A 22,023-nucleotide genomic window follows, 5' to 3' on the forward strand; every position below is an offset into this window, starting at 1 on the left:
ACACCACCCGATATCGCCGCCTTCCCACCCGAAATCTCCGTTGAACGGGACAGACCCGCCCCTTACCCTTGACGGACGGCTTGCATCCGGCCAGCGTCCGCCTCGGGACCGTCCGGTGCCGCACTAATAAATACGGAGACAGCATGAGCGATTCGGCCAGGAGGCGCGCGAGCGTAAGCGGTAACGATCAGTATGACTACATAGTGGTCGGGGCAGGATCGGCGGGATGCGCGGTCGCGAGCCGCCTTGCCGACCAGCAAGGGGTCACGGTCGCATTGCTGGAGACCGGCCCGGACGATCATCACTACACGGTGTGGGCGCCCGTCGGCGTGGCGAAGCTGGCGGTGAAGGAAAATGTGCGCAACTACGGTTATCACACGCTGCCGCAACCGTCGCTGAACAACCGGGTGTCGTTTCAGCCGCGCGGCCGCGGACTCGGCGGCAGCTCGTCGATCAACGGCATGCTGTATGTCCGCGGTCATCGCAACGATTACGATCGATGGGCGCAACTCGGATGCCGCGGCTGGAGCTACGAAGAAGTCCTTCCGTACTTCCGCAAGGCCGAGTCGAACGGCCGGATCCGCAATGGTCTCGACGACGCCTTCCACGGCGCGCAAGGCCCGCTGCACGTCTGCGATCAGCGCACGCTCAATCCGTTCAGCCAGCGCTTCATCGACGCCGCGTTGCAGGCGGGCATGCGGCTCAATCACGATTTCAACGGGCAGCATCAGGAAGGCGTCGGGCTATATCAGGTCACGCAGTACAACGGCGAGCGCTGGAACACCGCGCGCGCGTATCTGCATCGCGGCGACGCAGCCGATGCATCGCTCTGCGGCGGCCGCGACTCGCTCTCGGTGATGACCGGCACGATCGCGCTGCGCATCGAGTTCGACGGCAAGCGGGCGACCGGCGTGCGCGTCGTGCGCGATGGCGTCGAGCGCAGCCTGCGTGCGCGTCGCGAGGTCATCGTGTGCGCGGGCGCGTTCAATTCGCCGCAACTGCTTCTGGCATCGGGAATCGGCCCGGCCGCGCATCTGCGCGAGATGGGTATCGATGTCGTGCACGATCTGCCGGGCGTCGGCGAGAACCTGCAGGATCACATCGACATCACGATCAAGAAGGCCGTGCCGACCGCCGATCTCTACGGCTACTCGTGGCGCAACATCGCGCGCATGATTCCGGAGCTGATGCGCTACAGGCGCGACCGCACGGGCATGTTCGCATCGAACATCATCGAGGCGGGCGGCTTCACGCGCAGCCGCGAAGGGCTCGCGGAACCCGATCTGCAGTTCGCGTTCATTCTCGCGCTCGTGGGCAGCCGTGGCGACGGCGCGGGCAGGAAAGCGCCGCCGGGATACAGCTGTCACGCGACCAACCTGCGCCCGAAAAGCCGTGGCGTGCTTCGCCTCAAGTCGCGCGACATGCGCGATGCGCCGCTCATCGATCCGCGCTATCTGAGCGTGGAATCCGACATGGACAACCTCGTGACCGGCGTGCGGCTCATTCGCCGGATTTTCTCGCAGCCCGCGCTTGCGCAAGCGGGCGGGCGCGAGCTCATGACCGACGATTTCGGCCCCGGCGAGGGCGATGAGCGCGCCATTCGCGCTTACATCCGCGAGCATGCGGACACGCTCTTTCATCCGGTCGGGACATGCAAGATGGGCGTCGATGAACTCGCGGTCGTCGACCCCGACCTGCGCGTGCGCGGCATCGATGGTCTGCGCGTGGCCGACGCCTCGGTCATGCCGACGATCATCGGCGGCAACACGAACGCGCCGACCATCATGATCGCGGAGAAGGCCGCGGATCTCATTCGTGCCGCCGTCTCCACCGAGACGCGCGTCGAGGCAATCTAATTCAGCGGGGAACATCGCATGCAAAACGGTGACACACAGGCGCTGCCGAAACCTTATCCGCCGTCGCTGCCGGCGACCGCGGCGACGCGCGCGGCGCACGAGCGCGCGCTGCACGAACTGCCTCCCGACGATCCCGACGAGGAAGCGGACGCGCGGCGCGGATTCATCGGCACGGTGCCGGACGCCGAGGTGCGCGGCGCATATGGCCAGCTCGTCTGGAGCCTCGCGGACTACGCGTTTCTGAACGAGCCCGAGGCGCCCGACACCGCGCATCCGTCGCTGTGGCGTCACGCCCGCATCAATTCGCTGCACGGCCTTTTCAAGGTGACGGAGCGCATCTATCAGGTGCGGGGTTTCGACGTCTCGAACGTCACGTTCATCGAGGGCGACAGCGGGCTCATCGTCATCGATCCGCTGACATGCAAGGAAACCGCCGAGGCCGCGCTCGCGCTCTATTGCGCGCATCGGCCGAAGCGTCCGGTCGTGGCCGTCATCTACAGCCATAGCCACGCGGATCATTTCGGCGGCGTGCGCGGCGTCACGAATGACGCGGATGTGCAGGCCGGGCGCACGGCGATCATCGCGCCGGCCGGGTTCATGGAAGAGGCGGTTTCGGAAAACGTGATGGCCGGCCCGGCGATGGCGCGCCGCGCGCAGTTCCAGTTCGGCCACACGCTCGCGCGCAACGCGTGCTGCCAGATCGATGCCGGCATGGGCAAGACCATGCCGCGCGGCACGATCACGCTGATTCCGCCGACGCAGCTCATTCGCGAGCCGCTGGAGACGCATGTCATCGACGGCGTCGAGATCGTTTTCCAGCTGACGCTGGAAAGCGAAGCGCCCGCCGAAATGCATTTTTACTTCCCGCAGGAGCGCGCGCTCAATCTCGCGGAGAACGGCACGCGCTCGCTGCACAATCTGTGTCCGCTGCGCGGCGCGAACGTGCGCAATGCGCAACGCTGGGCGCGCTATCTGGGCGAGTCGCTGGAGCGCTTCGGACGCCACGCGGATGTCGTGTTCGCGCAGCACAACTGGCCGACTTGGGGCCGCGAGCGTATCGCCGGATATCTCGAAGCACAGCGCGATCTATACAAGTATCTGCACGATCAGACCGTACGCATGATGAATCGCGGCATGAACGCGGCCGAGATCGCGGAGGTCATGCGCCTTCCCGATTCGCTTCACGCGCTGTGGCACGCGCGCGGCTATTACGGCACGGTGTCGCACAACGTGAAGGCCATCTATCAGCAGTATCTGAGCTGGTACGACGGCAATCCGTCGAATCTGCACGCGCTGCCGCCGGAACTGGCGGCGCCGCGCTACGTCGAGTACATGGGCGGCGCGGATGCCGTGCTCGAACGCGCGCGCCGGGATTTCGGCAAGGGCGAATATCGCTGGGTCGCTCAGGTGATGAATCATCTCGTGTTCGCGCAGCCGCAGTTGCTCGAAGCGCGCGCACTGGGCGCGGCGGCGCTGGAGCAGATGGGCTATCAGGCCGAATCGGCGACGTGGCGCAATGCGTTCCTTCTGGGTGCGCGCGAGTTGCGGGAAGGGCATCGCGCGGCGACGCAGTTCGCGAGCCGCAGCCGCGACATGGTGTGCGCGATCACCGAAGACATGTTCTTCGACTATCTGGCGGTGCGTATCGACGGGCTGAAGGCACAGAATCTGACTGCGCGCTTCGACTGGCGTTTCAGCGATGTCGACAAGCGCTTCTCCGTGAATCTGCAGCACGGCGCGCTGACGTGGTCTGCGCTGCCGTCTGCGTTGCCGCCGCACGCGCAGATCGACATGACGCGCGAGACGCTGAATCTGATCCTCTGCGGCGAAACCGGCTTCGCGGGCGCACTGCGCGAAGGTCAGATCCGCGTCACGGGCGATCTCGACGCGTTCAAGTCGCTGCTCGGCGCGCTCGAACAGGTCGACAACGACTTCAACGTCGTGGAACCGTAAGCGGCGCGTCGTTATCGCGTATCGAAAGGCCGGTGCGGGCGCGCCGGCCTTTCGCGTTTCGGGGCGCGCTCTTTATCGAACGGCTAAGATAGTCGGCCCAGACGAGCCTGAAACAAGGAACCACGCATGATCGATCTTCGCAGCGACACCGTCACCCGTCCCAGTCAGCCGATGCTCGCCGCGATGACCGCGGCCAAAGTCGGCGACGATGTCTGGGGCGACGATCCGACCGTCATCGAATTGCAAGGCAGGCTCGCGGAGCGCACGGGCAAGGAAGCGGGCCTGTTCTTTCCGAGCGGCACGCAGAGCAACCTCGCGGCGTTGATGGCGCATTGCGCGCGCGGCGACGAATACATCGTCGGCCAGCAGGCGCACACGTACAAGTACGAAGGCGGCGGCGCGGCGGTGCTCGGCAGCATCCAGCCGCAGCCGATCGAAAACGCGCCCGACGGCGCCTTGCCGCTCGACAAGATCGCGGCGGCGATCAAGCCGATCGACAATCACTTCGCGCGCACGCGTCTGCTCGCGCTCGAAAACACCATCGGCGGGAAGGTGCTGCCGGCGTCTTATGTCGCGGAGGCGACGCAACTCGCGCGCAGTCGCGGTCTGTCGACGCATCTCGACGGCGCGCGCGTATTCAATGCGGCGGTGGCATCGGACAAACCAGTTGGCGAACTGTGCGCGCCGTTCGACTCGGTTTCCGTCTGCTTCTCGAAGGGGCTGGGCGCGCCGGTCGGTTCGGTGCTGGTCGGATCGAAGGCATTGATCGATGTCGCGAGCCGCTGGCGCAAGGTGCTCGGCGGCGGCATGCGCCAGTCGGGCGTGCTGGCGGCGGCGTGTCTGTATGCGCTCGATCATCACGTCGATGGCCTCGCGCAAGACCACGACAACGCCGCGCATCTCGCCGCCGGCCTCGCACAGATCGATGGCATCAAGATTCAGTCGCACGCGACGAACATGGTCTTCGCGCAGATTCCCGAGGCGCATTGCGCGCGGCTCGAAGCCTTTCTGAAGGAGCGCGGCATCCTCACGCAGATGCTCTATGCGTCGCGCTTCGTCACGCATCGCGATGTGTCGCGCGCCGATATCGACACGGTCGTTCGCGCGGTGAAGGATTACTTCGCACGTTGAAGGTCGAATGAAAAATGCCCCGCTTCTGAACGAAGCGGGGCATTTCATTGCGCGCAGCGGCAAGCTTATTCGACAGCGCCGCCTGCAAACCACGCCGCCACCTTCTGACGCTCCGCATCCGTCATTTGCGTGACGTTGCCGAGCGGCATCGCCTTCAGCGTCACGGCCTGCTGATGCACGCGCTGCGCATTCTGCTTGATTTCCGCGGGCGTATCGAGCAGGACGCCGGCGGGTGCGCTGCCCATCATCGTCGGATGCGCGGAGTGGCACGTCGCGCAACGCTGCTGGATGATCGGCTGAATGTCGGAGACCTTGATCGTCGGCGCGCCTGCGGCCTGGGCGACGGGCACCGAAGGTGCGGGCATCGTCCATGCGAACGCGCCGAGCACCAGCACGAGACCCGCGACCGGCATGTACCACAGCACCTGGCCGCGATGGCGCATCACGAAGAACTGGCGAATCAGCGCGCCCGCCAGCATGATGAGCACGAGGATCAGCCAGTTGTACTTGTGCGTGTAGGTCATCGCGTAGTGGTTCGACAGCATCGCGAACACCACCGGCAACGTGAAGTACGTGTTGTGCACGGAGCGCTGCTTGCCGCGCTTGCCGTAGATCGCGTTCGGCGTTTCGCCCTTGAGCATCGCGGCGACCATCTTGCGCTGGCCCGGAATGATGACGAAGAACACGTTCGCCGACATGATCGTCGCGATCATCGCGCCGGTGATCAGATACGCCGCGCGGCCCGCGAACACATGGCACGCGATGAACGCAGCGATCAGCACATAGATGCCGACGCAGATGCCGAGCAGCTTGTCGTTGGTGCCGAGCACGCGGCACAGCGTGTCGTACACGATCCAGCCGGCCATCAGAAAGCCGAGCGCGGCCGATACGGCGACCACCGGACCCATGTCGAGCACGCTCTTGTCGATGAGATACGTGCTCGGCGCCATCAGATACAGCACGAAGAAGAGGCCGAAGCCCGACATCCACGTCGTGTACGACGGCCAGAACGACCAGTGCAGGTTTTCCGGCATGTCCTGCGGCGCGACGGAATACTTCTGCATGTGATAGAAACCGCCGCCGTGAACGTGCCAGAAATCGCCGAACACGCCGCGCCGGCGCGCGTTCGGGTCGGTTGGCGGTTTCAAACTGTTGTCCAGCGCGACGAAATAGAACGATTCGCCGATCCACGCGATCGCGACGATGACGTGCAGACAGCGCAATACGAGATTGAGCCAGTCGGTGACAAAGCCTTCCATGTACTCCTCCACTACCGATTCGTTATGTGCTTGTGGGGTTCAAGCGATGTTTTGGCTGCCGCTCAGCTTCCGCGATAGGTGCTGTACGCCCACGGCGACACGAGCAGCGGAACGTGATAGTGCGACGAAGCATCCGCGATGCCGAAGCGCAGCACGACGCGATCGACGAAGCGCGGCTCGGGCACTTTCACGCCGAGCGCGGCGAAGTAGTCGCCTGCGTGGAACACGAGTTCGTATTCGCCGGTTTCGAAGTCGGCGCCTTCGAGCAGCGGCGCATCGGCGCGGCCGTCGTCGTTCGTGTGGATGGTCTTGATCGCGCGGCGGGCGTCGCCGTTGAGCGCGAACAGCTCGACTTTGAGGTTCGCGCCCGGGCGGCCGTGCGCGGTGTCGAGGACGTGGGTAGTGAGCTTGCCCATTCGCAGTTTCCTTGAGTTGTGCGAGATCCGGCTTTGCGCATCGATCCGAAATTCGGCACCTGATTACTCGAGGTGCGTCTGCGGCGGATCGAGGCTCCACGTCAGTGGCTACATACCCGTCGGCGTTTCAGATGCGCGCCGTGTACAGCATTGTAGGAATTCGAGACGCGCTGTGCGGCCGCGATAGGAAAGATAATGCCTGACGCATGACAGCGTCGCGTAAGCAAGACGCACGCGCTCGGAATCGCTTTTTGCCGATGCTACCCGCGCCAATAATCGGGAATATATTGCCGCCGTGAAGATGACTATGACTGCCGCTTGATTGCGTCCGATTTTTTGGCTGCGGACAGTAGCGGTGCGCGCAATATCCATGGATATTTGCCGCGTCCCGAAGACGGCGGCAGACGCTGGGTAACCGGGGCTTTTCACTGGTTTCCCAACTGTCTCTGGAGAGAGTTAGCTTATGCCACGCAGTCTTCTGGTCAAGAACGCCCACATGCTCGTCACGATGGACGAAGCGCGCCGCGAAATCGCCGATGGCGGCATGTATATCGAGGGCAATCGCATCGTGCAGGTCGGGCCGACGAGCGAACTTCCGCAATCCGCCGACGACGTACTCGACATGCGCGGTCATCTCGTGATTCCGGGCCTCGTCAACACGCACCATCACATGTATCAGAGCCTCACGCGCGCGATTCCCGCCGCGCAGAACGCCGAGCTTTTCGGCTGGCTCACGAATCTCTACAGGATCTGGGCGCATCTGACGCCCGAAATGATCCATGTCTCGACCCAGACCGCGATGGCCGAACTGCTGCTGTCCGGTTGCACGACGTCGAGCGATCACTTGTATATCTATCCGAACGGCAGCCGGCTCGACGACAGCATCGCGGCGGCGCGCGAGATCGGCATGCGGTTTCACGCGGCGCGCGGGAGCATGAGCGTCGGACAAAAGGATGGCGGCTTGCCGCCCGATTCGGTCGTCGAAAAGGAGGATGCGATTCTGAAGGATTCGCAACGCCTGATCGAGACGTATCACGACGAAGGCCGTTACGCGATGCTGCGCGTGGTGGTCGCGCCTTGTTCGCCGTTTTCGGTGAGCCGCGAATTGATGCGCGATGCGGCGCTGCTCGCTCGCGAATACGGCGTGTCGCTGCACACGCATCTGGCCGAGAACGTGAACGACGTCGCGTATAGCCGCGAGAAATTCGGCATGACGCCGGCGGAATATGCGGAGGATCTCGGCTGGGTCGGGCATGACGTGTGGCACGCGCACTGCGTGCAGCTCGACAAGGCGGGCATCGAGCTTTTTGCGCGCACAGGGACGGGTGTCGCGCATTGCCCGTGCTCGAACATGCGGCTCGCGTCCGGGATCGCGCCGATTCGCGCGATGCGCGATGCGGGCGTGCCGGTGGGTATCGGCGTGGATGGGTCGGCGTCGAACGATGGCGCGCAGATGGTCGCGGAAGTGCGGCAGGCTTTGCTCCTGCAACGCGTTGGGTTCGGGCCGGATGCGATGACTGCGCGTGAGGCGCTGGAAATTGCGACGCTCGGGGGCGCGAGGGTGCTCAATCGCGATGATATCGGGGCGCTTGCGCCGGGGATGGCGGCGGATTTTGTGTCCTTCGACCTCTCGCAGGTCGCGTTTGCCGGGGGGCTTTCTGATCCTGTCGCTGCGTTGGTGTTCTGTGCTCCGTCGCAGGTGTCGACCAGTGTTATCGACGGGAAGATCGTGGTGAAGGATGGGGTGCTTGCGACGGTGGATCTAGGCGCGGTCGTGGAGCGCCACAATCGTCTGGCGCGGGACTTGGTTCAGGCTGCTTCTTCGGGCTCTTGATCTTTCTTGGGGGCGTTGCGTGAAACCTGTGTTCGCGTCGGTCTTTTCGCACCGGGGCAACGCGAATAGACCGACGCGAACACAGGTTTCACGAACGAGCAAGGAAAGCGTTACGGCTGATCGATCAACGACCGCGTCGCCTCGGCGACGAGCCCCCGCAACCATCGCACTTCATCCGAATAATGACACCGCTCATGCCACAACTGGTAATACTGCATCGGCGGAAAATCGAGCGGCGCGGGCACGACTGCCAGCGGCAAGAACCGCGCGTAATGGTCCGCGAACAGCCGCGTCGTCGTAAACACGAGATCCGACTTGATCAACACGTAAGGCGCGAGATTGAAGTACGGCAACGTAACGACGACATGACGCTTCAACCGTTCCCGCGCGAGATGCACGTCGATCGCGCCGCGCTGCCCGACGGAATAGGGCGTCGGCGCGAGATGCGGCGCGTTCAGGTACTGATCGAGCGTAAGCCCGCCGCGCTTCGCGAAAGGATGCGTATTGCTGACGAGACACACGATCTTGTCGACGAACAGATTGGAAAGATGCAACTGCTCGGGCGGCTCCGGCCAGTTGCCGACGACGATATCGAGTTTGCCGTCCTCCAGCGCGAGTTCGTAATCGAACGCCGGACCGAGCGAATGAAATTCGAGCGTGGCGTTGGGCGCGGCCTGCCTGAAGCGCTCGACGACAGTCGGCACGAACAGCACGTTCAGATAATCCGGACAGCCGATCCGATAGCACCGCACCGAAGTGGACGGGTCGAAATTATGCTGCTGAACCTTGATGCGCTCGATTTCACGCAGCGCGTTCTGCGTCGGTTCGAGCAGGCGCAGGCCATATTCGGTCGGCACCATGCCGGACTTGCCGCGCACGAGAAGCGGGTCGCCGGTGATGTCGCGCAAGCGCCGCAAGGCAGCGCTGATGGCGGGTTGCGACTGATTGAGCTTGACGGCCGCACGCGTCACGCTGCGTTCCATCAGGAGGGTATGCAAGACGCGCAATAAGTAAGTATCGATCGCCTCGCGTTGCTGACTCATGTTATCTCCACTATATGTTCTGGCTGATCGACGCAGGGGTGCGACATATCGTTTTTAATATGTTGCAAAAAATTCGTCAAGATGTGAGTTACCCGCGATGACTGGGTTTGCGGGGCGCAACACATAATTTTGAGTTATCGACTTAGCGTCTCGATTTCTGTAAATTCTGCCCGCGATATGAGTTCGTGCGACATCACGCTGTCTTGCGCTCTCGAGCGGTAATTTTTTCCAGCCCGGCCTGCTCGGTGGCCGGGCGCATCTCTGGATCTCAATGGGCGACGCCATCTCCACGTCGACGACGCCACCGCGCCTGGCGTTGTCCGGTATCAGCAAGCAGTATCCGTCGGTCAAGGCGAACGACGGCGTGAATCTCGTCGTCATGCCGGGCGAAATCCACGCCGTGCTCGGCGAGAACGGCGCGGGCAAATCCACGCTGATGAAAATCATCTACGGCGCGGTGCGCCCGGATGAAGGCGAGATCTGCTGGCAGGGCGAGGCGGTCGAGATCGGCAGCCCGGCCGCCGCGCGCAAGCTCGGCATCGGCATGGTCTTTCAGCACTTTTCGCTGTTCGAGACGCTGACCGTCGCCGAAAACATCGCGCTCGCGCTCGACGAAAAGTTCGACATGAAGGCGCTCGGCAAGCGCATCCGCGATGTGTCGAAGGACTATGGCCTCGATGTCGATCCGCAGCGCCACGTCCACAGCCTGACCGTCGGCGAACGGCAGCGCGTCGAGATCGTGCGATGCCTGCTGCAGAATCCGCGGCTGCTCATCATGGACGAGCCGACGTCCGTCCTTACGCCGCAAGCCGTGCAGAAGCTTTTCAAGGTGCTGCGCCGCCTCGCGTCCGAGGGCTGCAGCATTCTCTACATCAGCCACAAGCTCGACGAAATACAGTCGCTGTGCGAAAACGCCACCGTGATGCGCGGCGGTCGCGTGACCGGCAACGTCGATCCGCGCAAGGAGACGCATGCGTCGCTCGCGCAACTGATGGTGGGCCATTCGCTGCCCGACTACACGCGCCGCGAACACAATCCCGGCGACGTGCGCCTTGCGGTGAAAAATCTGTCGGTCGCGAGTCCGGACCCGTTCGGCACGTCGCTCGACAACGTCTCGTTCGGGGTGCACGCGGGCGAGATTTTCGGGATCGCGGGCGTGTCGGGGAACGGACAGGCGGAGTTGCTCGCGGCGCTATCGGGCGAAATCCGCGATAAACACGTCGCCGCCGATGCCGTGTCGATCTGCGGCAAGCCCGCCGCGCGTCTCACCGCGGGCGGCCGCCGGCGGCTCGGCTTCGCGTTCGTGCCGGAGGAGCGGCTCGGCCGCGGCGCGGTCCCGGCGATGTCGCTCGCCGATAACGGCCTGCTCACCGCGCATCGCGAAAACATGGTGCGCGGCGGCTGGATCAAGGCGGGCACGGTCAAGGCATTCGCGGAACGCTGCATCAAGTCGTTCGACGTGCGTTGCGGCGGCAGCGATGCGCTCGCGCAAAGTCTCTCCGGCGGCAACTTGCAGAAATTCATCGTCGGACGCGAGATTCTTCAGGAGCCGAAAGTGCTCGTAGTCGCGCAGCCGACTTGGGGCGTCGATGTCGGCGCGGCGGGTTTCATCCGCCAGCAACTGCTCGATCTGTCCGCGCGCGGCGTCGCGATTCTCGTGATTTCGGAAGAACTGGAAGAACTCTTCGATATCTGCGACCGGCTCGCCGTCATCGCGCGCGGCAAGCTCTCGCCGGTGCGCAAGACGAGCGAAACCAATGCGGAGGAGATCGGCCTCTTCATGGCCGGCCTCTTCGAAGGCAAGCCCGCGCCCGCCGTCGAATCCGACTCTCTTCAGAAGCACTAAAAGAACGATGATCTTCCCTTATCGACTCGAAGCGCGTCCGGCGCCCTCGCGCGTCATGCAGCTCGCGGTGCCGGTGGTCGCCGCCGTGGCGACGCTCGTCATCGGCTTTCTGATTTTCAGCCTCGTCGGACAGGATCCGCTGCGCGCGATGCATGCGTTCTTCATCGAGCCGCTCTCCAGCATCAACGGCTGGTCGGAGCTCGTGCTCAAGGCGTCGCCGCTGTGCCTGATCGGGCTCGGGCTCGCGGTCGGCTATCGCGCGAACGTGTGGAACATCGGCGCGGAAGGGCAGATGCTGCTCGGCGGCATCGTCGCGGGCGGCATCGCCGTCCATGTCGGCGATGCTTCCGGCTGGTGGACGCTGCCGCTGATGATGGTGGGCGGCATCGTCGGCGGAATGGTGTGGGCGGGCATTCCCGCGCTGCTCAAGAGCCGCTTCAACACGAACGAAATCCTGACGAGCCTGATGCTCACCTACGTCGCGACGCAATTGCTCATCTATCTCGTGAGCGGTCCGTGGCGCGATCCGGAAGGCATGAACTTCCCGATCTCGGCGATGTTCGGCGACGACGCGCTCTTCCCGCGTCTCTACGGCGACTGGCACTGGACATGGCTGAAGGGCACGCGCATCAACGCGTCGGTGTTTCTGACGGCGATCGCGATTCCCTGCGTGTGGCTCTTCATGCGCAAGAGCTTCGCGGGCTTCCGGATGAACGTCGGCGGTCTCGCGCCGCTCGCCGCGCGCTACGCCGGGTTCTCCGACAAGAAGACGATCTGGACCTCGCTCCTGCTTTCCGGCGGCCTCGCGGGTCTCGCGGGCATGGGCGAAGTGGCCGGTCCGATCGGCCAGCTTCAGGCGGGCTGGTCGCCGGGCTACGGCTTCACGGCGATCATCGTCGTGTTCGTGGGGCGTCTGCATCCGGTCGGCATCGTGCTCGCCAGTCTGCTGATGGCGCTGCTTTATCTCGGCGGCGAAGCGGTGCAGACGTCGCTGCAATTGCCGCAAGCGCTCGCGGGCGTGTTTCAGGGCTTGCTGCTGTTCTGCCTGCTCGGTTGCGATCTGTTCGTGAATTTCCGCATCAAGCGCAGGACGCCTGCACATCACGCCGCTTAACCAGGTCGAGAAAAACATGGACATCAATCAAGCCAGCAATCTCGCTTCGAGCGCCGTGATCGCCGCCATCCCGCTGATGTACGCGGGCGCGGGCGAACTCGTCGCGGAAAAATCCGGCGTACTGAATCTCGGCGTCGAAGGCATGATGCTGATGGGCGCCGTCACCGGCTACGCCGTCACCGCGATCACGGGCAGCCCGTGGCTCGGCATCGTCGCGTCGGTGTTCGCCGGGCTCGCGATGGCGCTGCTCTTCGGCTTTCTCACCATCACGATGCTCGCGAATCAGGTCGCGACGGGCCTCTCGCTGACCATCTTCGGCATCGGCTTTTCGGCGTATGTCGGCAAGCCCTATACGTCGGCGGCGGTGCGCTCGACCATCGACGTGATGCCGATTCCCGGGCTGTCGAGCATTCCGGTGCTCGGCCCGGCGATCTTCTCGCTCACGCCGCTCGGCTATCTCGCGTTCATCATGTTCGCGGTGATCGGCTGGTTCCTCTACAAGACGCGGGCGGGGCTCGTGCTGCGCTCGGTCGGCGAATCGCCGGCGGTCGCGCATTCGGTCGGCTTTCCGGTCGTCGGCGTGCGCTACGGCGCGACGCTCTTCGGCGGCGCGATGGCCGGCATCGCGGGCGGCTATTACTCGATCGTCTATCTGCACGTCTGGCAGGAGCAACTGACGTCGGGGCGCGGCTGGATCGCGCTCGCGCTCGTCGTGTTCGCGACGTGGCGCCCGGGCCGGCTGCTCATCGGCGCGTTGCTCTTCGGCGCGGTGATGGCGCTGCAGTTCTACGCGCAGGCGATCGGCGTCCCGGTGCCGACGCAATTTCTCGCGATGCTGCCGTATATCGCGACGATCGTCGTGCTCGTGCTCATCTCGCGTAACCCGAACACGATCAGGCTCAACGCGCCCGCATCGCTCGGCAAGCCGTTCTTCGCGGCGAGCTGATGCCGCTGTTGTTCGCGTGCAGCATCGCGGTTCCGTTCTCATTTTTGACCGACCACACTGATGCGGGCCAAAGCAATTCGTTTGACACACAACATCGACCAGGAGAATCACAATGAATAAACCATGGCTGAAGGCGATCACCGCTACGGTCGCACTGTCCGCCACCGTCGCGGCCTTGAGCGCGCAGGCGGCGGATGCGCCGGGCGTCGCCTTCGTCTATCTCGGCAATCCGGGCGATGCAGGCTGGACCTTCGCGCACGACGCCGGCAGCAAGGAGGCCGAAGCGAAGTACGGCAGCAAGATCAAGATCACGCGCGTCGAGAACGTGCCGGAATCGGCGGACTCGGAACGCGTGTTCCGCGATCTCGCGAACAAGGGCAACAAGGTCATCTTCGCGACGAGCTTCGGCTATCAGGATTTCGCGCTGAAGGTCGCGAAGGATTTTCCGGACACCATCTTCCTGACGGCCACCGGCTTCAAGAAGGCGAAGAACTTCGGCACGTATGACGTGCGCATGTATCAGGGCGCGTATCTCGCGGGCGTCGCCGCGGGCTACGTGACGAAGACGAACACGCTCGGCTTCGTCGCGTCGGTGCCGATCCCGGAAGTGGTGCGCAACATCAACGCGTACACAATGGGCGCGCGCTCCGTGAACCCGAAGGTCCACACGAAGGTCATCTGGATCAATAGCTGGTTCGATCCGGGCAAGGAAAAGCAGGCAGCCGAAACGCTGATCGGCCAGGGCGCCGACGTCCTGCTGCAGAACACCGATTCGAACGCGACGCTCAACACCGCCGCCGAGAAGAAAGTCTTCGCGTTCGGCTGGGATTCGAACATGAAGAAGTTCGGCCCGAGCGCGCATTTGGGCTCGGTCGTCGCGCATTGGGGCGTGTATTACAACGACGTGATCCAGAAGGTGATCGACGGCAAGTGGAAGAACGATCCGGTATGGCTCGGCATTCCGCAGAAGGCCGTGGATCTCGAAGACCTGAATACCGGCGCGATTCCCGCGAAGGCAGTGCAGGCGATCTCCGCGAAGCGTGACGAGTTGCACGCAGGCAAGTGGGATGTGTTCAGCGGTCCGATCAAGGATCAGTCGGGCGCGGAGAAGGTGCCGGCCGGCAAGACGCTGACCGACCCGGAACTGCAGCGCATCAACTGGTACGTCGAAGGCGTGGACGGCTCGCTGCCGAAGTAAGCGCGCATCGTTCGCTCGCCGCAATGTAAAACCGCGCTTCGTTGCAAAACGAAGCGCGGTTTTTTCATGCGATGAGCCACGCGCATCAATCGATACGCAGTCCCACCTTGATCGTCACCTGCCAGTGCAGGATCTTGCCGTCCTCGATGTGCCCGCGCGTTTCCACCACTTCGAACCAGTGCATGTTGCGCAGCGTTTTCGACGCCTTCTCGAGCGCGACGCGCACGGCGTCATCGCTCGACTGCGGCGACGAGCCGGTCAGTTCGATCTGCTTGTAGACGTGTTCCGACATGGTGTTCTCCTTGTAGTGTGGTGGATCGGTCAGAGCGATGCGACGCGTGGCGTCGCAAGATGCTTCGAATTCCGATGCAGCAAGGCACGCGCCATCACGCTTTCGCGCGTGGCTTCCATTAAAGGACAGGAACGCGTGCGGGAGTAGTCGGGGTTTGCGCGAAGCGCGCTCGGCGCACGAGCCTCGTCAGCGAGGCCCGCGTGCATCGGCAGAAACCAGGGAGGTCCGCGCAGGATCAGCGCAGCGGTCGCGAAGCGGCGTCGCCTGCGTCCTGACGGCGCGTGCCGCGACGCCGGCGCGCCGAAACCGTCGCGCCGAATTCGCTCAGGATCTGGGCGCGGGCGCGGCTCGCGAATACAAGGAAACCGAAACCGTTCCCCTCGTACCAGTAACCGCCGTTCTCGAGTCCGTCGAGCGGCTGTTCGAGCGCGTTGGTGATGGATTCGACACAACGCCTGTGCAGCTCGTCGATCGCCGGGTAGGGCGGCTGGGCGCCTCGCACGCTGCACAGAAGGACATCGAGTCCCGGCAACACATGTGCGTACAGCACCGGTTCATCCTGGGCGCGAGCCCTGGCGATCTTGGTGTCTAGCTGACCAAATGGCTTGAAATGCCGAAGCACGGCGAGAAAAGACTCGTCGCCATCAGCCTTCACGCGCTTACGCTTTTTCGGGAAGGACATAAAAACTCGCCTGAAAAAGAATTGCAAGAAACGCAGCGTCCTCATGCGGCCACTCCCGTCTTGCGCGCCGCACGTCGATCTTTTATAGCGCATCGATGTGATTAGGTCACGGTGAATCGGGCCATTCGTTTTTAGCAACGGCAAGAGCCGCTGCTCCTTCCTGGCGCACGATTCGTGCCGACGACCGTTTGGCGGCCCGCTTGGCTTCCCTCAGAGCATCTATCTCAATAATAGTCCTGCTGCACCCCACGCGAACAGCTTTCATGAAGAAAAAAGCGGGTGGGCGCACCAAGGGGATAGGATGGCCAATCAGGCAGACCCGCCCGCGCCGCGCGGGTTCCGCTGCGATGCGAGCGGGTTTGCCCGGCTAGACGCGCGGTGCGTTCTTGAGTTCGTCGCGAATCTCGCGCAGCAGCAGCACGTCTTCGGGCGTCGCGGGCGGCGGCGCGGCTTCGGCCGGCTTGCGCAGATTGTTGATGAACTTGACCATCAGAAAGATGATGAACGCGAGAATGATGAAGTTGATCAGCGTGGTGATGAACGAGCCATAGCCGAATACGGCGACGCCCGCGGTCTGCAAGTCCTTGTACGAATCGGGATTGCCTTTGAACGTTGGCGGTATCGGCCCGAGCCGGACGAACAGGTTCGAAAAGTCCAGGCCGCCGGTGGCGAGGCCGACCACCGGCATGATCAGATCTTTGACGACGGAATTGACGATCGTCGAGAATGCGCCGCCGATGATGACGCCGACCGCGAGGTCCATGACGTTGCCCTTCAGGGCGAAGTTCTTGAATTCTTCGATCATGCTCATGCGCGGCTTCCTCCAGTGTGCGTTAGACGGTTGTGCGGGCCAAGGCGGCAGCAAGGGCTATGCCGTTGGAACCCGCGCGAAACGCCGGGCGCGGCGCGTTTCGTTGCGGGCACCGACAATGATAGTCAATTCGATTGCGGCTCGCGCGGGGCGCCGGAATTCGCTCAGGCCGACGGCACGCGCCCCACGCTGATCGCCGCGCAAAAAGCCGCGTGATCCGCGACCGTCTGCGCGCCATAGCGCTCGGCCCACATCGCGTAGGCGGCGTCGAGCCGGTCGGAGTTGCCGCAATACCCGGCGATGAGCGCGGCATCGCCGGTGCGCGCGTGGGCGCGGGCGAGCAGGAGGCCGAGGCACCACGCGTAAAAGTCGAAGGTCGCGCCGTGCAGCCAGTCGACGGGAATCGAGCCGCGGATCTGCTTCATCTGGCGCACGTAGAAGTCGCGGCCGGAAATGGTCGTCCAGCCGAGCAGCGCATCCGATGAACTCTGCATCAGACGCTGACCGTGCACGACCCGCCGTCCCTGATGGCGATACGGCTCCGGGAGCGGCGGCACGAACGGCGCGGCGGCCGGCACGATGCCTTCCTTCACCTGAATGAAGAGCGGATCGCCGAGCGCGCGGCCGAGCATCAGCACGAGATACGCGCGCGTGCCGACGCTGCCCACGCCGACGACGCGATGCGCGACATCCACGACGTCGTAGCGTTCGAGCATCATGCGCCATTCGCCGGCGAGCGTTTCCAGATAAGCCTTCAGGCCATCGATCACATGATTTTTCTCGGCGGCGTCGAGCGCTGTCAGGATCGGCGGATCGGCCTTGAAGCGATAGCTTTTGCCGACGGGCTCCGCGACTTTCGCGAGCATCGTCGCGTGCGAGCGCTTCATCGCGCGTTCAACGGTTTTCTCTATGGTCGCCTTCTCGTCGGAATCGAGCTTCGTGGGCGCGTCCATGTGCAGCGCGCTCGCGTAGGAGCGCATCTGCCAGAGATCGTAGGGGCTTACTTGCCAGAGTCCGGCCATCGTCGTGCGATACGCGGCGCACGCCGAACGCACGGCGCTTTCGCGCCCGGCGGCATCGACGCCATTTTCGCGCGCCGCGACGTTGATGCTCGCGGTCAGACGCTTCAAGTCCCATTCCCACGGGCCGACGAGCGTTTCGTCGAAATCGTTCAGATCGAACACGACGTCCTGGCGCGGCGTGCGAAAAAGGCCGAAATTATTGACGTGCGCGTCGCCGTCGATGATGACGTTGTGGCCGATCGAAGGCGACTTCGCCAGATCCCACGCCATCACCGTCGCGGAGCCGCGCAGGAACGCGAACGGCGACTCGGCCATGCGCTGCATCCGCAGCGGAATGAGCCGCTCCTGCCGGCCCGCGTTGCCCGCGAGCACGCGTTCGACGGGATCGGGCCGGTCCGGCTCGGGCGACCAGGCGCCGTGCGCGTCGAACGGAACCGCGTCGCGCAGTGAACGGCCCATGGCGCGGCTTTGCTCGGCCGCGCCGTTGATGGGTGTATTCGTCGAAGCGGAACCAGGGCGGGTGGACAAGGCGCGTTCTCCTTCGGCGATAAAAGGGCGTGTCGAGCGTTCGTCGAACGCAGAGCATTCGGCGCTCCCGGCGGGAAGGTTTTACACGCGCAGCGCATGACGCGGGTGCGTCTCGATGGCGCGAACCGCATGAAGCAAGCTGCACGCCGGGCCGGGCCACGGGCACGGGATATGCTCTTTACGATCGGCTTGAAGCCGCGCAATGCCAACGCACGATCCCGACGCACTTCGCGTCAATCTTTCGAACACATCATCTCATGCCCAACGAAATCCGCATTGCCGAAGGCTCCCCGTTTCCGCTCGGCGCAACCTGGGACGGACAGGGCGTGAATTTCGCGCTGTTTTCCGCGAACGCGACCAAAGTCGAGCTGTGTCTCTTCGATGAGAAGGGCGAAAAGGAAACGCAGCGCATCGAACTGCCCGAATACACCGATGAAGTCTGGCACGTCTACGTTCACGGCCTGCAACCCGGCGCGGTCTATGGCTATCGCGTGCATGGACCGTACGAGCCCGAAGCCGGACATCGCTTCAATCCCAACAAGCTGCTGCTCGATCCGTACGCGAAGGCGCACGTCGGCGAACTGAAGTGGGACCCGGCCGTGTTCGGCTATACGCTCAACGCCGAAGGCGACGATCTCACCTTCGACGAACGCGACAGCGCGCCCTTCATGCAGAAGTGCCAGGTCGTCGATCAGGACTTCTCGTGGACGCATGCGACGCGCGTGCGCGTGCCGTGGGAGCACACGATCTTCTACGAGACGCACGTGCGCGGCTACACGAAGCTGCATCCGGCGATTCCGGAGCACATGCGCGGCACTTTCGAGGGGCTCGGACAGAAGGAAGTGGTCGATTACATCAAGAGCCTGGGCGTGACGTCGGTCGAGCTTTTGCCGATCCACGCGTTCGTCAACGACAGTTATCTGCTCGACAAGGGCCTCACGAATTACTGGGGTTACAACACGATCGGCTTCTTCGCCGCCGATCCGCGCTACTTCGCGCGCGGGCCGGGCGTCGTCGCCGAGTTCAAGGAAATGGTCGACCGGCTGCACGAGGCCGGCCTCGAAGTCATCCTCGACGTCGTGTACAACCACACCGCCGAAGGCAACGAACGCGGGCCGACGCTGTCGTTTCGCGGCATCGACAATGCGTCGTACTACCGGCTGATGCCCGAGGAATCGCGCTATTACATCAACGATACCGGCACCGGCAATACGCTCAACCTGTCGCATCCGCGCGTCCTGCAGATGGTCACCGACAGCCTGCGCTACTGGGTGACGGAGATGAACGTCGATGGCTTTCGCTTCGATCTCGCGACGATTCTCGGCCGCGAGCCCTACGGCTTCGACGAGGGCGGCGGCTTCCTCGACAGTTGCCGGCAAGACCCGATTCTCTCGAGCGTGAAGCTCATCGCGGAACCGTGGGATTGCGGTCCGGGCGGCTATCAGGTGGGCGGCTTTCCGCCGGGCTGGGCGGAATGGAACGATCGTTACCGGGACACTGTGCGCGAATTCTGGAAGGGCGACGAAGGCGTGTCGCCTGAGCTCGGCAAGCGCATCACCGCATCGGGCGACAAGTTCAACAAGCGCGGGCGCCGTCCGTGGGCGAGCGTGAACTTCATCACCGCGCACGACGGCTTCACGCTGAACGATCTCGTCTCGTACAACGAGAAGCACAACGAGGCGAACGGCGAGGACAACAAGGACGGCCATTCGGACAACAAATCGTGGAACTGCGGCGTCGAAGGTCCGACCGACGACCCCGAGATCCGCGCGCTGCGCGAGCGCCAGAAGCGCAACATGCTCGCGACGCTGCTGTTTTCGCAAGGCACGCCGATGCTGCTCGCCGGCGACGAATTCGGCCGCACGCAGAAGGGCAACAACAACGCGTATTGCCAGGACAACGACATCAGCTGGGTGAACTGGGACATCGACGACGATGGCCGCGCGCTCACGGAATTCGTGCGCAAGCTGACGACGCTGCGTCACACGCTGCCGGTGCTCAGGCGCCAGCGCTTCCTGACCGGCGAATACAACGAGGACCTGCAGGTCGCCGACGTCCGGTGGCTCGGCACGACCGGCGACGAACTCACGCAGGAGCAATGGGACGATCCGAACATGCGCTGCTTCGGCGTGGTGATGGACGGGCGCGCGCAGGCGACGGGCATCCGCAAGCCGGCATCGGATGCGACGCTGCTGCTCATCGTCAACGCGTATCACGACGTGGTCGATTTCACGCTGCCCGACATTCCGGGCCCCGACGAGTGGATCTGTCTCATCGACACCAACGCGCCGATTCGCGAGGAATTGCCGGAGTTCGGCGCGGACGATGTGTATCAGGTGACGGGCCGCTCGCTGCTCCTGTTTGCGCTTCAGCCGCGCGGCGCGACCAAGCGCATTTTCAAGCGGCTTGAAGAAGCGCTGACGGACGAAGTCCCGCCTGAAGGCGAGCCGAGTTGAGGCTCGTGTCGGCGGGGTCCGGCGCGCGAGCGGTTATCATCTGGTTTTTGCGATAGCGACAGAAGGCGGCGGGAGCCGCCTTCTTTTTTCCACGATGGCCGTATCTTTCACGCATGAACGCGCGCCTCTTCAAGGCCGCGTGGCGCCGACGGCATGATCCTGCATGCCATCCTGCGCGTCGCGAGCTGGGATCAGCTCGAGCGCATCTGGGAATTCATCGTCGGCTTCTTCAAGTTTCTCTGGGGCCTGCTGCGCTTTCTCGGCGGCGGTTGATGCGCTGATCTTCACGACGAAACGAAAAGGGCTCCGCGAAACGGAGCCCTTGTTTTTCGTACGCGAGCAGATCAGGAATCGCGCCAACTGTCGTCGTTGCTGCCGAGGTCGAGGTTTCCGCCCCCGCCGCCATCGTTCCAGTCGTTGGAGCCGTTGCCGAAATCGAGGCCGCCGCCGTTGTCGTTGCCGAAGTCGAGACCGCCGTTATCGTTCTGCGGCGGACGATCGACGGGGACTTCGCGCTCGATCACGCGATCGCGCCCATGCGAGAGCGCCTCGCCCAGCAGCACGCCGGTAAGCAATCCGCCCATGCCGCCGCCGAACCCGCCGCCGCCTTGCTGGATGATGACGGGCGGCTGCTGCCCTTGCTGCGGCGGATACGGCCCTTGCTGCGGATACTGCGGCTGGCCGCGTCCGAAACGCTCGGCTTCCTGCGCATATGGCGAGCCGTTCGGTGCGCCGGCTTGCGCATAGTTGTTCGCGTTCGGATCGGGCCGGCCTTCGGCGCGCGCCTTCAGGCTTGCAACCTGATTCTCCAGATCTTCGATCGCATACGGCGGTACCGGATTCTTCGAGTTCGACAGCGATTCGACCATCTCGCGCAACTGCGTTTCCGCGCCTTCCACGTCCTTCAGCAGCGCTTCATGGCCCGGCGCGGTGGAGAGCCGCACGTCTAGTTTGAGCGTGCGCACTTCGTTGAGCAGTTCGGTTGCGCGCTTGATCTGCGAACGGCGATCGTTCTCGGCCTGACCGTCGTCGCGTGAGCGCGCACGGCGCAAGCCCCAGCGCAGCACGAGCGCGATCGCCGCGATCAGGATCGCCAAACCGATCCACGCGCCCATGCCGATGCCGTGCGTCTGCGGCGCGGGCGCGGCTTGTTGCTGATTGAAGGGATTCTGTGCGCTCGACGTAGTCGCGCCGTTGTCCGATCGCGGCGAGATGCTCGCGCGCGTCGCATCGGCCTGAATGCGGGCCTGCGTGGCCGCGAAGCGCGAAGGATCGGTGAAGCTCAATGCGGGATCGAGCGATTTCGCTTGTTGCAGATGCGAAAGGGCGTCGCTGTAACGGCCTTCGCGGTCGAGAACCTGCGCGTAGAGATAATGCGCGTGCGCGTTCTTCGGATGCGCCTCAAGCACTTCGCTCAGTTGCGAGTCGGCCTTTTGCCAGTGGCCCTGCGTCATCGACTGCTCGACCTGCTGCGCGGTCGGCAACGCGAACGCGAGCGGGGATGCGAGCAACAGCGACAACGCCAGAGCCGTCAAGAACTTTTTCATGATGCGGGCCGGACGCGATGAACGTCCGTCTCCTGTCGATGCAATCGTGTACTGCTCAAGGTAACGCATATTCGTGCGACGCGTGGCTT

Annotated in this window: 17 protein-coding genes; 9 read left to right on the top strand and 8 right to left on the bottom strand. The window is 63.8% G+C overall.

What is annotated here, in order from left to right; genetic code table 11:
* Nucleotides 1-143: 143 nt before the first annotated feature.
* The 3 genes from NCT05_RS07385 (at nucleotide 144) to ltaE (ending at nucleotide 4,940) form a co-directional block, all read left to right on the top strand.
* The gene (locus NCT05_RS07385) at nucleotides 144-1,856 is read left to right on the top strand and encodes a GMC family oxidoreductase (protein ID WP_250434606.1); all 1,713 of its coding nucleotides are present in this window, start codon (nucleotides 144-146) and stop codon (nucleotides 1,854-1,856) included.
* An 18-nt stretch (nucleotides 1,857-1,874) separates the two neighbouring features.
* Complete coding sequence (locus NCT05_RS07390; protein ID WP_250501998.1) at nucleotides 1,875-3,809, top strand: alkyl/aryl-sulfatase; 1,935 nt, start codon at nucleotides 1,875-1,877, stop codon at nucleotides 3,807-3,809.
* Between the two features lie 126 nt (nucleotides 3,810-3,935).
* Nucleotides 3,936-4,940, top strand: coding sequence for a low-specificity L-threonine aldolase (gene ltaE / locus NCT05_RS07395; RefSeq protein ID WP_008350005.1), 1,005 nt, complete (start codon nucleotides 3,936-3,938; stop codon nucleotides 4,938-4,940).
* Nucleotides 4,941-5,005: 65 nt separating this feature from the next.
* Here the strand turns inward: ltaE and NCT05_RS07400 are convergent, their stop codons facing one another.
* On the bottom strand, nucleotides 5,006-6,199 hold the full coding sequence (locus tag NCT05_RS07400) for a urate hydroxylase PuuD (RefSeq protein WP_008350004.1): 1,194 nt from the start codon (nucleotides 6,197-6,199) through the stop codon (nucleotides 5,006-5,008).
* Between the two features lie 62 nt (nucleotides 6,200-6,261).
* Entirely contained in the window at nucleotides 6,262-6,615 is a 354-nt protein-coding gene (gene uraH / locus NCT05_RS07405; RefSeq protein ID WP_008350002.1) for a hydroxyisourate hydrolase, read from the bottom strand.
* A 463-nt stretch (nucleotides 6,616-7,078) separates the two neighbouring features.
* Between uraH and NCT05_RS07410 the strand changes: the two genes are divergently transcribed.
* Nucleotides 7,079-8,449, top strand: a complete 1,371-nt coding sequence (locus tag NCT05_RS07410) for an 8-oxoguanine deaminase (protein WP_033537253.1) — start codon at nucleotides 7,079-7,081, stop codon at nucleotides 8,447-8,449.
* 110 nt (nucleotides 8,450-8,559) lie between these two features.
* On the opposite strand, the gene NCT05_RS07415 is transcribed toward NCT05_RS07410, so the two are convergent.
* Nucleotides 8,560-9,492 (bottom strand): LysR substrate-binding domain-containing protein, encoded by a 933-nt coding sequence (locus tag NCT05_RS07415; protein WP_008349998.1) that lies wholly within the window; start codon nucleotides 9,490-9,492, stop codon nucleotides 8,560-8,562.
* Between the two features lie 271 nt (nucleotides 9,493-9,763).
* Between NCT05_RS07415 and NCT05_RS07420 the strand changes: the two genes are divergently transcribed.
* The 4 genes from NCT05_RS07420 to NCT05_RS07435 all read left to right on the top strand — a co-directional run bounded on the left by NCT05_RS07420 (nucleotide 9,764) and on the right by NCT05_RS07435 (nucleotide 14,596).
* Nucleotides 9,764-11,338: an ABC transporter ATP-binding protein gene (locus tag NCT05_RS07420; protein ID WP_250501999.1), complete on the top strand. Its 1,575-nt coding sequence runs from the start codon at nucleotides 9,764-9,766 to the stop codon at nucleotides 11,336-11,338.
* 7 nt (nucleotides 11,339-11,345) lie between these two features.
* A complete protein-coding gene (locus NCT05_RS07425) occupies nucleotides 11,346-12,452 on the top strand; it encodes an ABC transporter permease (protein WP_008349994.1) in 1,107 nt (368 codons plus the stop codon).
* Between the two features lie 16 nt (nucleotides 12,453-12,468).
* The gene (locus tag NCT05_RS07430) at nucleotides 12,469-13,398 is read left to right on the top strand and encodes an ABC transporter permease (protein WP_008349992.1); all 930 of its coding nucleotides are present in this window, start codon (nucleotides 12,469-12,471) and stop codon (nucleotides 13,396-13,398) included.
* A 112-nt stretch (nucleotides 13,399-13,510) separates the two neighbouring features.
* Nucleotides 13,511-14,596: a BMP family ABC transporter substrate-binding protein gene (locus NCT05_RS07435; protein ID WP_008349990.1), complete on the top strand. Its 1,086-nt coding sequence runs from the start codon at nucleotides 13,511-13,513 to the stop codon at nucleotides 14,594-14,596.
* 85 nt (nucleotides 14,597-14,681) lie between these two features.
* On the opposite strand, the gene NCT05_RS07440 is transcribed toward NCT05_RS07435, so the two are convergent.
* The 4 genes from NCT05_RS07440 to NCT05_RS07455 form a co-directional block, all read right to left on the bottom strand.
* The gene (locus NCT05_RS07440) at nucleotides 14,682-14,888 is read right to left on the bottom strand and encodes a dodecin (protein WP_008349988.1); all 207 of its coding nucleotides are present in this window, start codon (nucleotides 14,886-14,888) and stop codon (nucleotides 14,682-14,684) included.
* 235 nt (nucleotides 14,889-15,123) lie between these two features.
* The gene (locus NCT05_RS07445; protein WP_008349986.1) at nucleotides 15,124-15,615 is read right to left on the bottom strand and encodes a hypothetical protein; all 492 of its coding nucleotides are present in this window, start codon (nucleotides 15,613-15,615) and stop codon (nucleotides 15,124-15,126) included.
* A gap of 322 nt (nucleotides 15,616-15,937) precedes the next feature.
* Nucleotides 15,938-16,381 (bottom strand): large conductance mechanosensitive channel protein MscL, encoded by a 444-nt coding sequence (mscL, locus tag NCT05_RS07450; protein WP_008349984.1) that lies wholly within the window; start codon nucleotides 16,379-16,381, stop codon nucleotides 15,938-15,940.
* A 164-nt stretch (nucleotides 16,382-16,545) separates the two neighbouring features.
* On the bottom strand, nucleotides 16,546-17,931 hold the full coding sequence (locus tag NCT05_RS07455; RefSeq protein ID WP_175980003.1) for a DUF2252 domain-containing protein: 1,386 nt from the start codon (nucleotides 17,929-17,931) through the stop codon (nucleotides 16,546-16,548).
* A 257-nt stretch (nucleotides 17,932-18,188) separates the two neighbouring features.
* Between NCT05_RS07455 and glgX the strand changes: the two genes are divergently transcribed.
* A complete protein-coding gene (gene glgX, locus NCT05_RS07460) occupies nucleotides 18,189-20,387 on the top strand; it encodes a glycogen debranching protein GlgX (protein ID WP_175980004.1) in 2,199 nt (732 codons plus the stop codon).
* 344 nt (nucleotides 20,388-20,731) lie between these two features.
* Here the strand turns inward: glgX and NCT05_RS07465 are convergent, their stop codons facing one another.
* A complete protein-coding gene (locus tag NCT05_RS07465; protein WP_250502000.1) occupies nucleotides 20,732-21,934 on the bottom strand; it encodes a tetratricopeptide repeat protein in 1,203 nt (400 codons plus the stop codon).
* Nucleotides 21,935-22,023 lie beyond the last annotated feature (89 nt).

Source organism: Caballeronia sp. AZ7_KS35 (assembly GCF_023631045.1).
Taxonomy (GTDB): Bacteria; Pseudomonadota; Gammaproteobacteria; order Burkholderiales; family Burkholderiaceae; genus Caballeronia; species Caballeronia zhejiangensis.

Bases quoted from the DNA above. Each gene is read 5' to 3' on its own strand.
- NCT05_RS07385 (WP_250434606.1), top strand. From the start codon at position 144: ATGAGCGATTCGGCCAGGAGGCGCGCGAGCGTAAGCGGTAACGATCAG.
- NCT05_RS07390 (WP_250501998.1), top strand. From the start codon at position 1,875: ATGCAAAACGGTGACACACAGGCGCTGCCGAAACCTTATCCGCCGTCG.
- ltaE (WP_008350005.1), top strand. From the start codon at position 3,936: ATGATCGATCTTCGCAGCGACACCGTCACCCGTCCCAGTCAGCCGATG.
- NCT05_RS07400 (WP_008350004.1), bottom strand. From the start codon at position 6,199: ATGGAAGGCTTTGTCACCGACTGGCTCAATCTCGTATTGCGCTGTCTG.
- uraH (WP_008350002.1), bottom strand. From the start codon at position 6,615: ATGGGCAAGCTCACTACCCACGTCCTCGACACCGCGCACGGCCGCCCG.
- NCT05_RS07410 (WP_033537253.1), top strand. From the start codon at position 7,079: ATGCCACGCAGTCTTCTGGTCAAGAACGCCCACATGCTCGTCACGATG.
- NCT05_RS07415 (WP_008349998.1), bottom strand. From the start codon at position 9,492: ATGAGTCAGCAACGCGAGGCGATCGATACTTACTTATTGCGCGTCTTG.
- NCT05_RS07420 (WP_250501999.1), top strand. From the start codon at position 9,764: ATGGGCGACGCCATCTCCACGTCGACGACGCCACCGCGCCTGGCGTTG.
- NCT05_RS07425 (WP_008349994.1), top strand. From the start codon at position 11,346: ATGATCTTCCCTTATCGACTCGAAGCGCGTCCGGCGCCCTCGCGCGTC.
- NCT05_RS07430 (WP_008349992.1), top strand. From the start codon at position 12,469: ATGGACATCAATCAAGCCAGCAATCTCGCTTCGAGCGCCGTGATCGCC.
- NCT05_RS07435 (WP_008349990.1), top strand. From the start codon at position 13,511: ATGAATAAACCATGGCTGAAGGCGATCACCGCTACGGTCGCACTGTCC.
- NCT05_RS07440 (WP_008349988.1), bottom strand. From the start codon at position 14,888: ATGTCGGAACACGTCTACAAGCAGATCGAACTGACCGGCTCGTCGCCG.
- NCT05_RS07445 (WP_008349986.1), bottom strand. From the start codon at position 15,615: ATGAGGACGCTGCGTTTCTTGCAATTCTTTTTCAGGCGAGTTTTTATG.
- mscL (WP_008349984.1), bottom strand. From the start codon at position 16,381: ATGAGCATGATCGAAGAATTCAAGAACTTCGCCCTGAAGGGCAACGTC.
- glgX (WP_175980004.1), top strand. From the start codon at position 18,189: ATGCCCAACGAAATCCGCATTGCCGAAGGCTCCCCGTTTCCGCTCGGC.
- NCT05_RS07465 (WP_250502000.1), bottom strand. From the start codon at position 21,934: ATGAAAAAGTTCTTGACGGCTCTGGCGTTGTCGCTGTTGCTCGCATCC.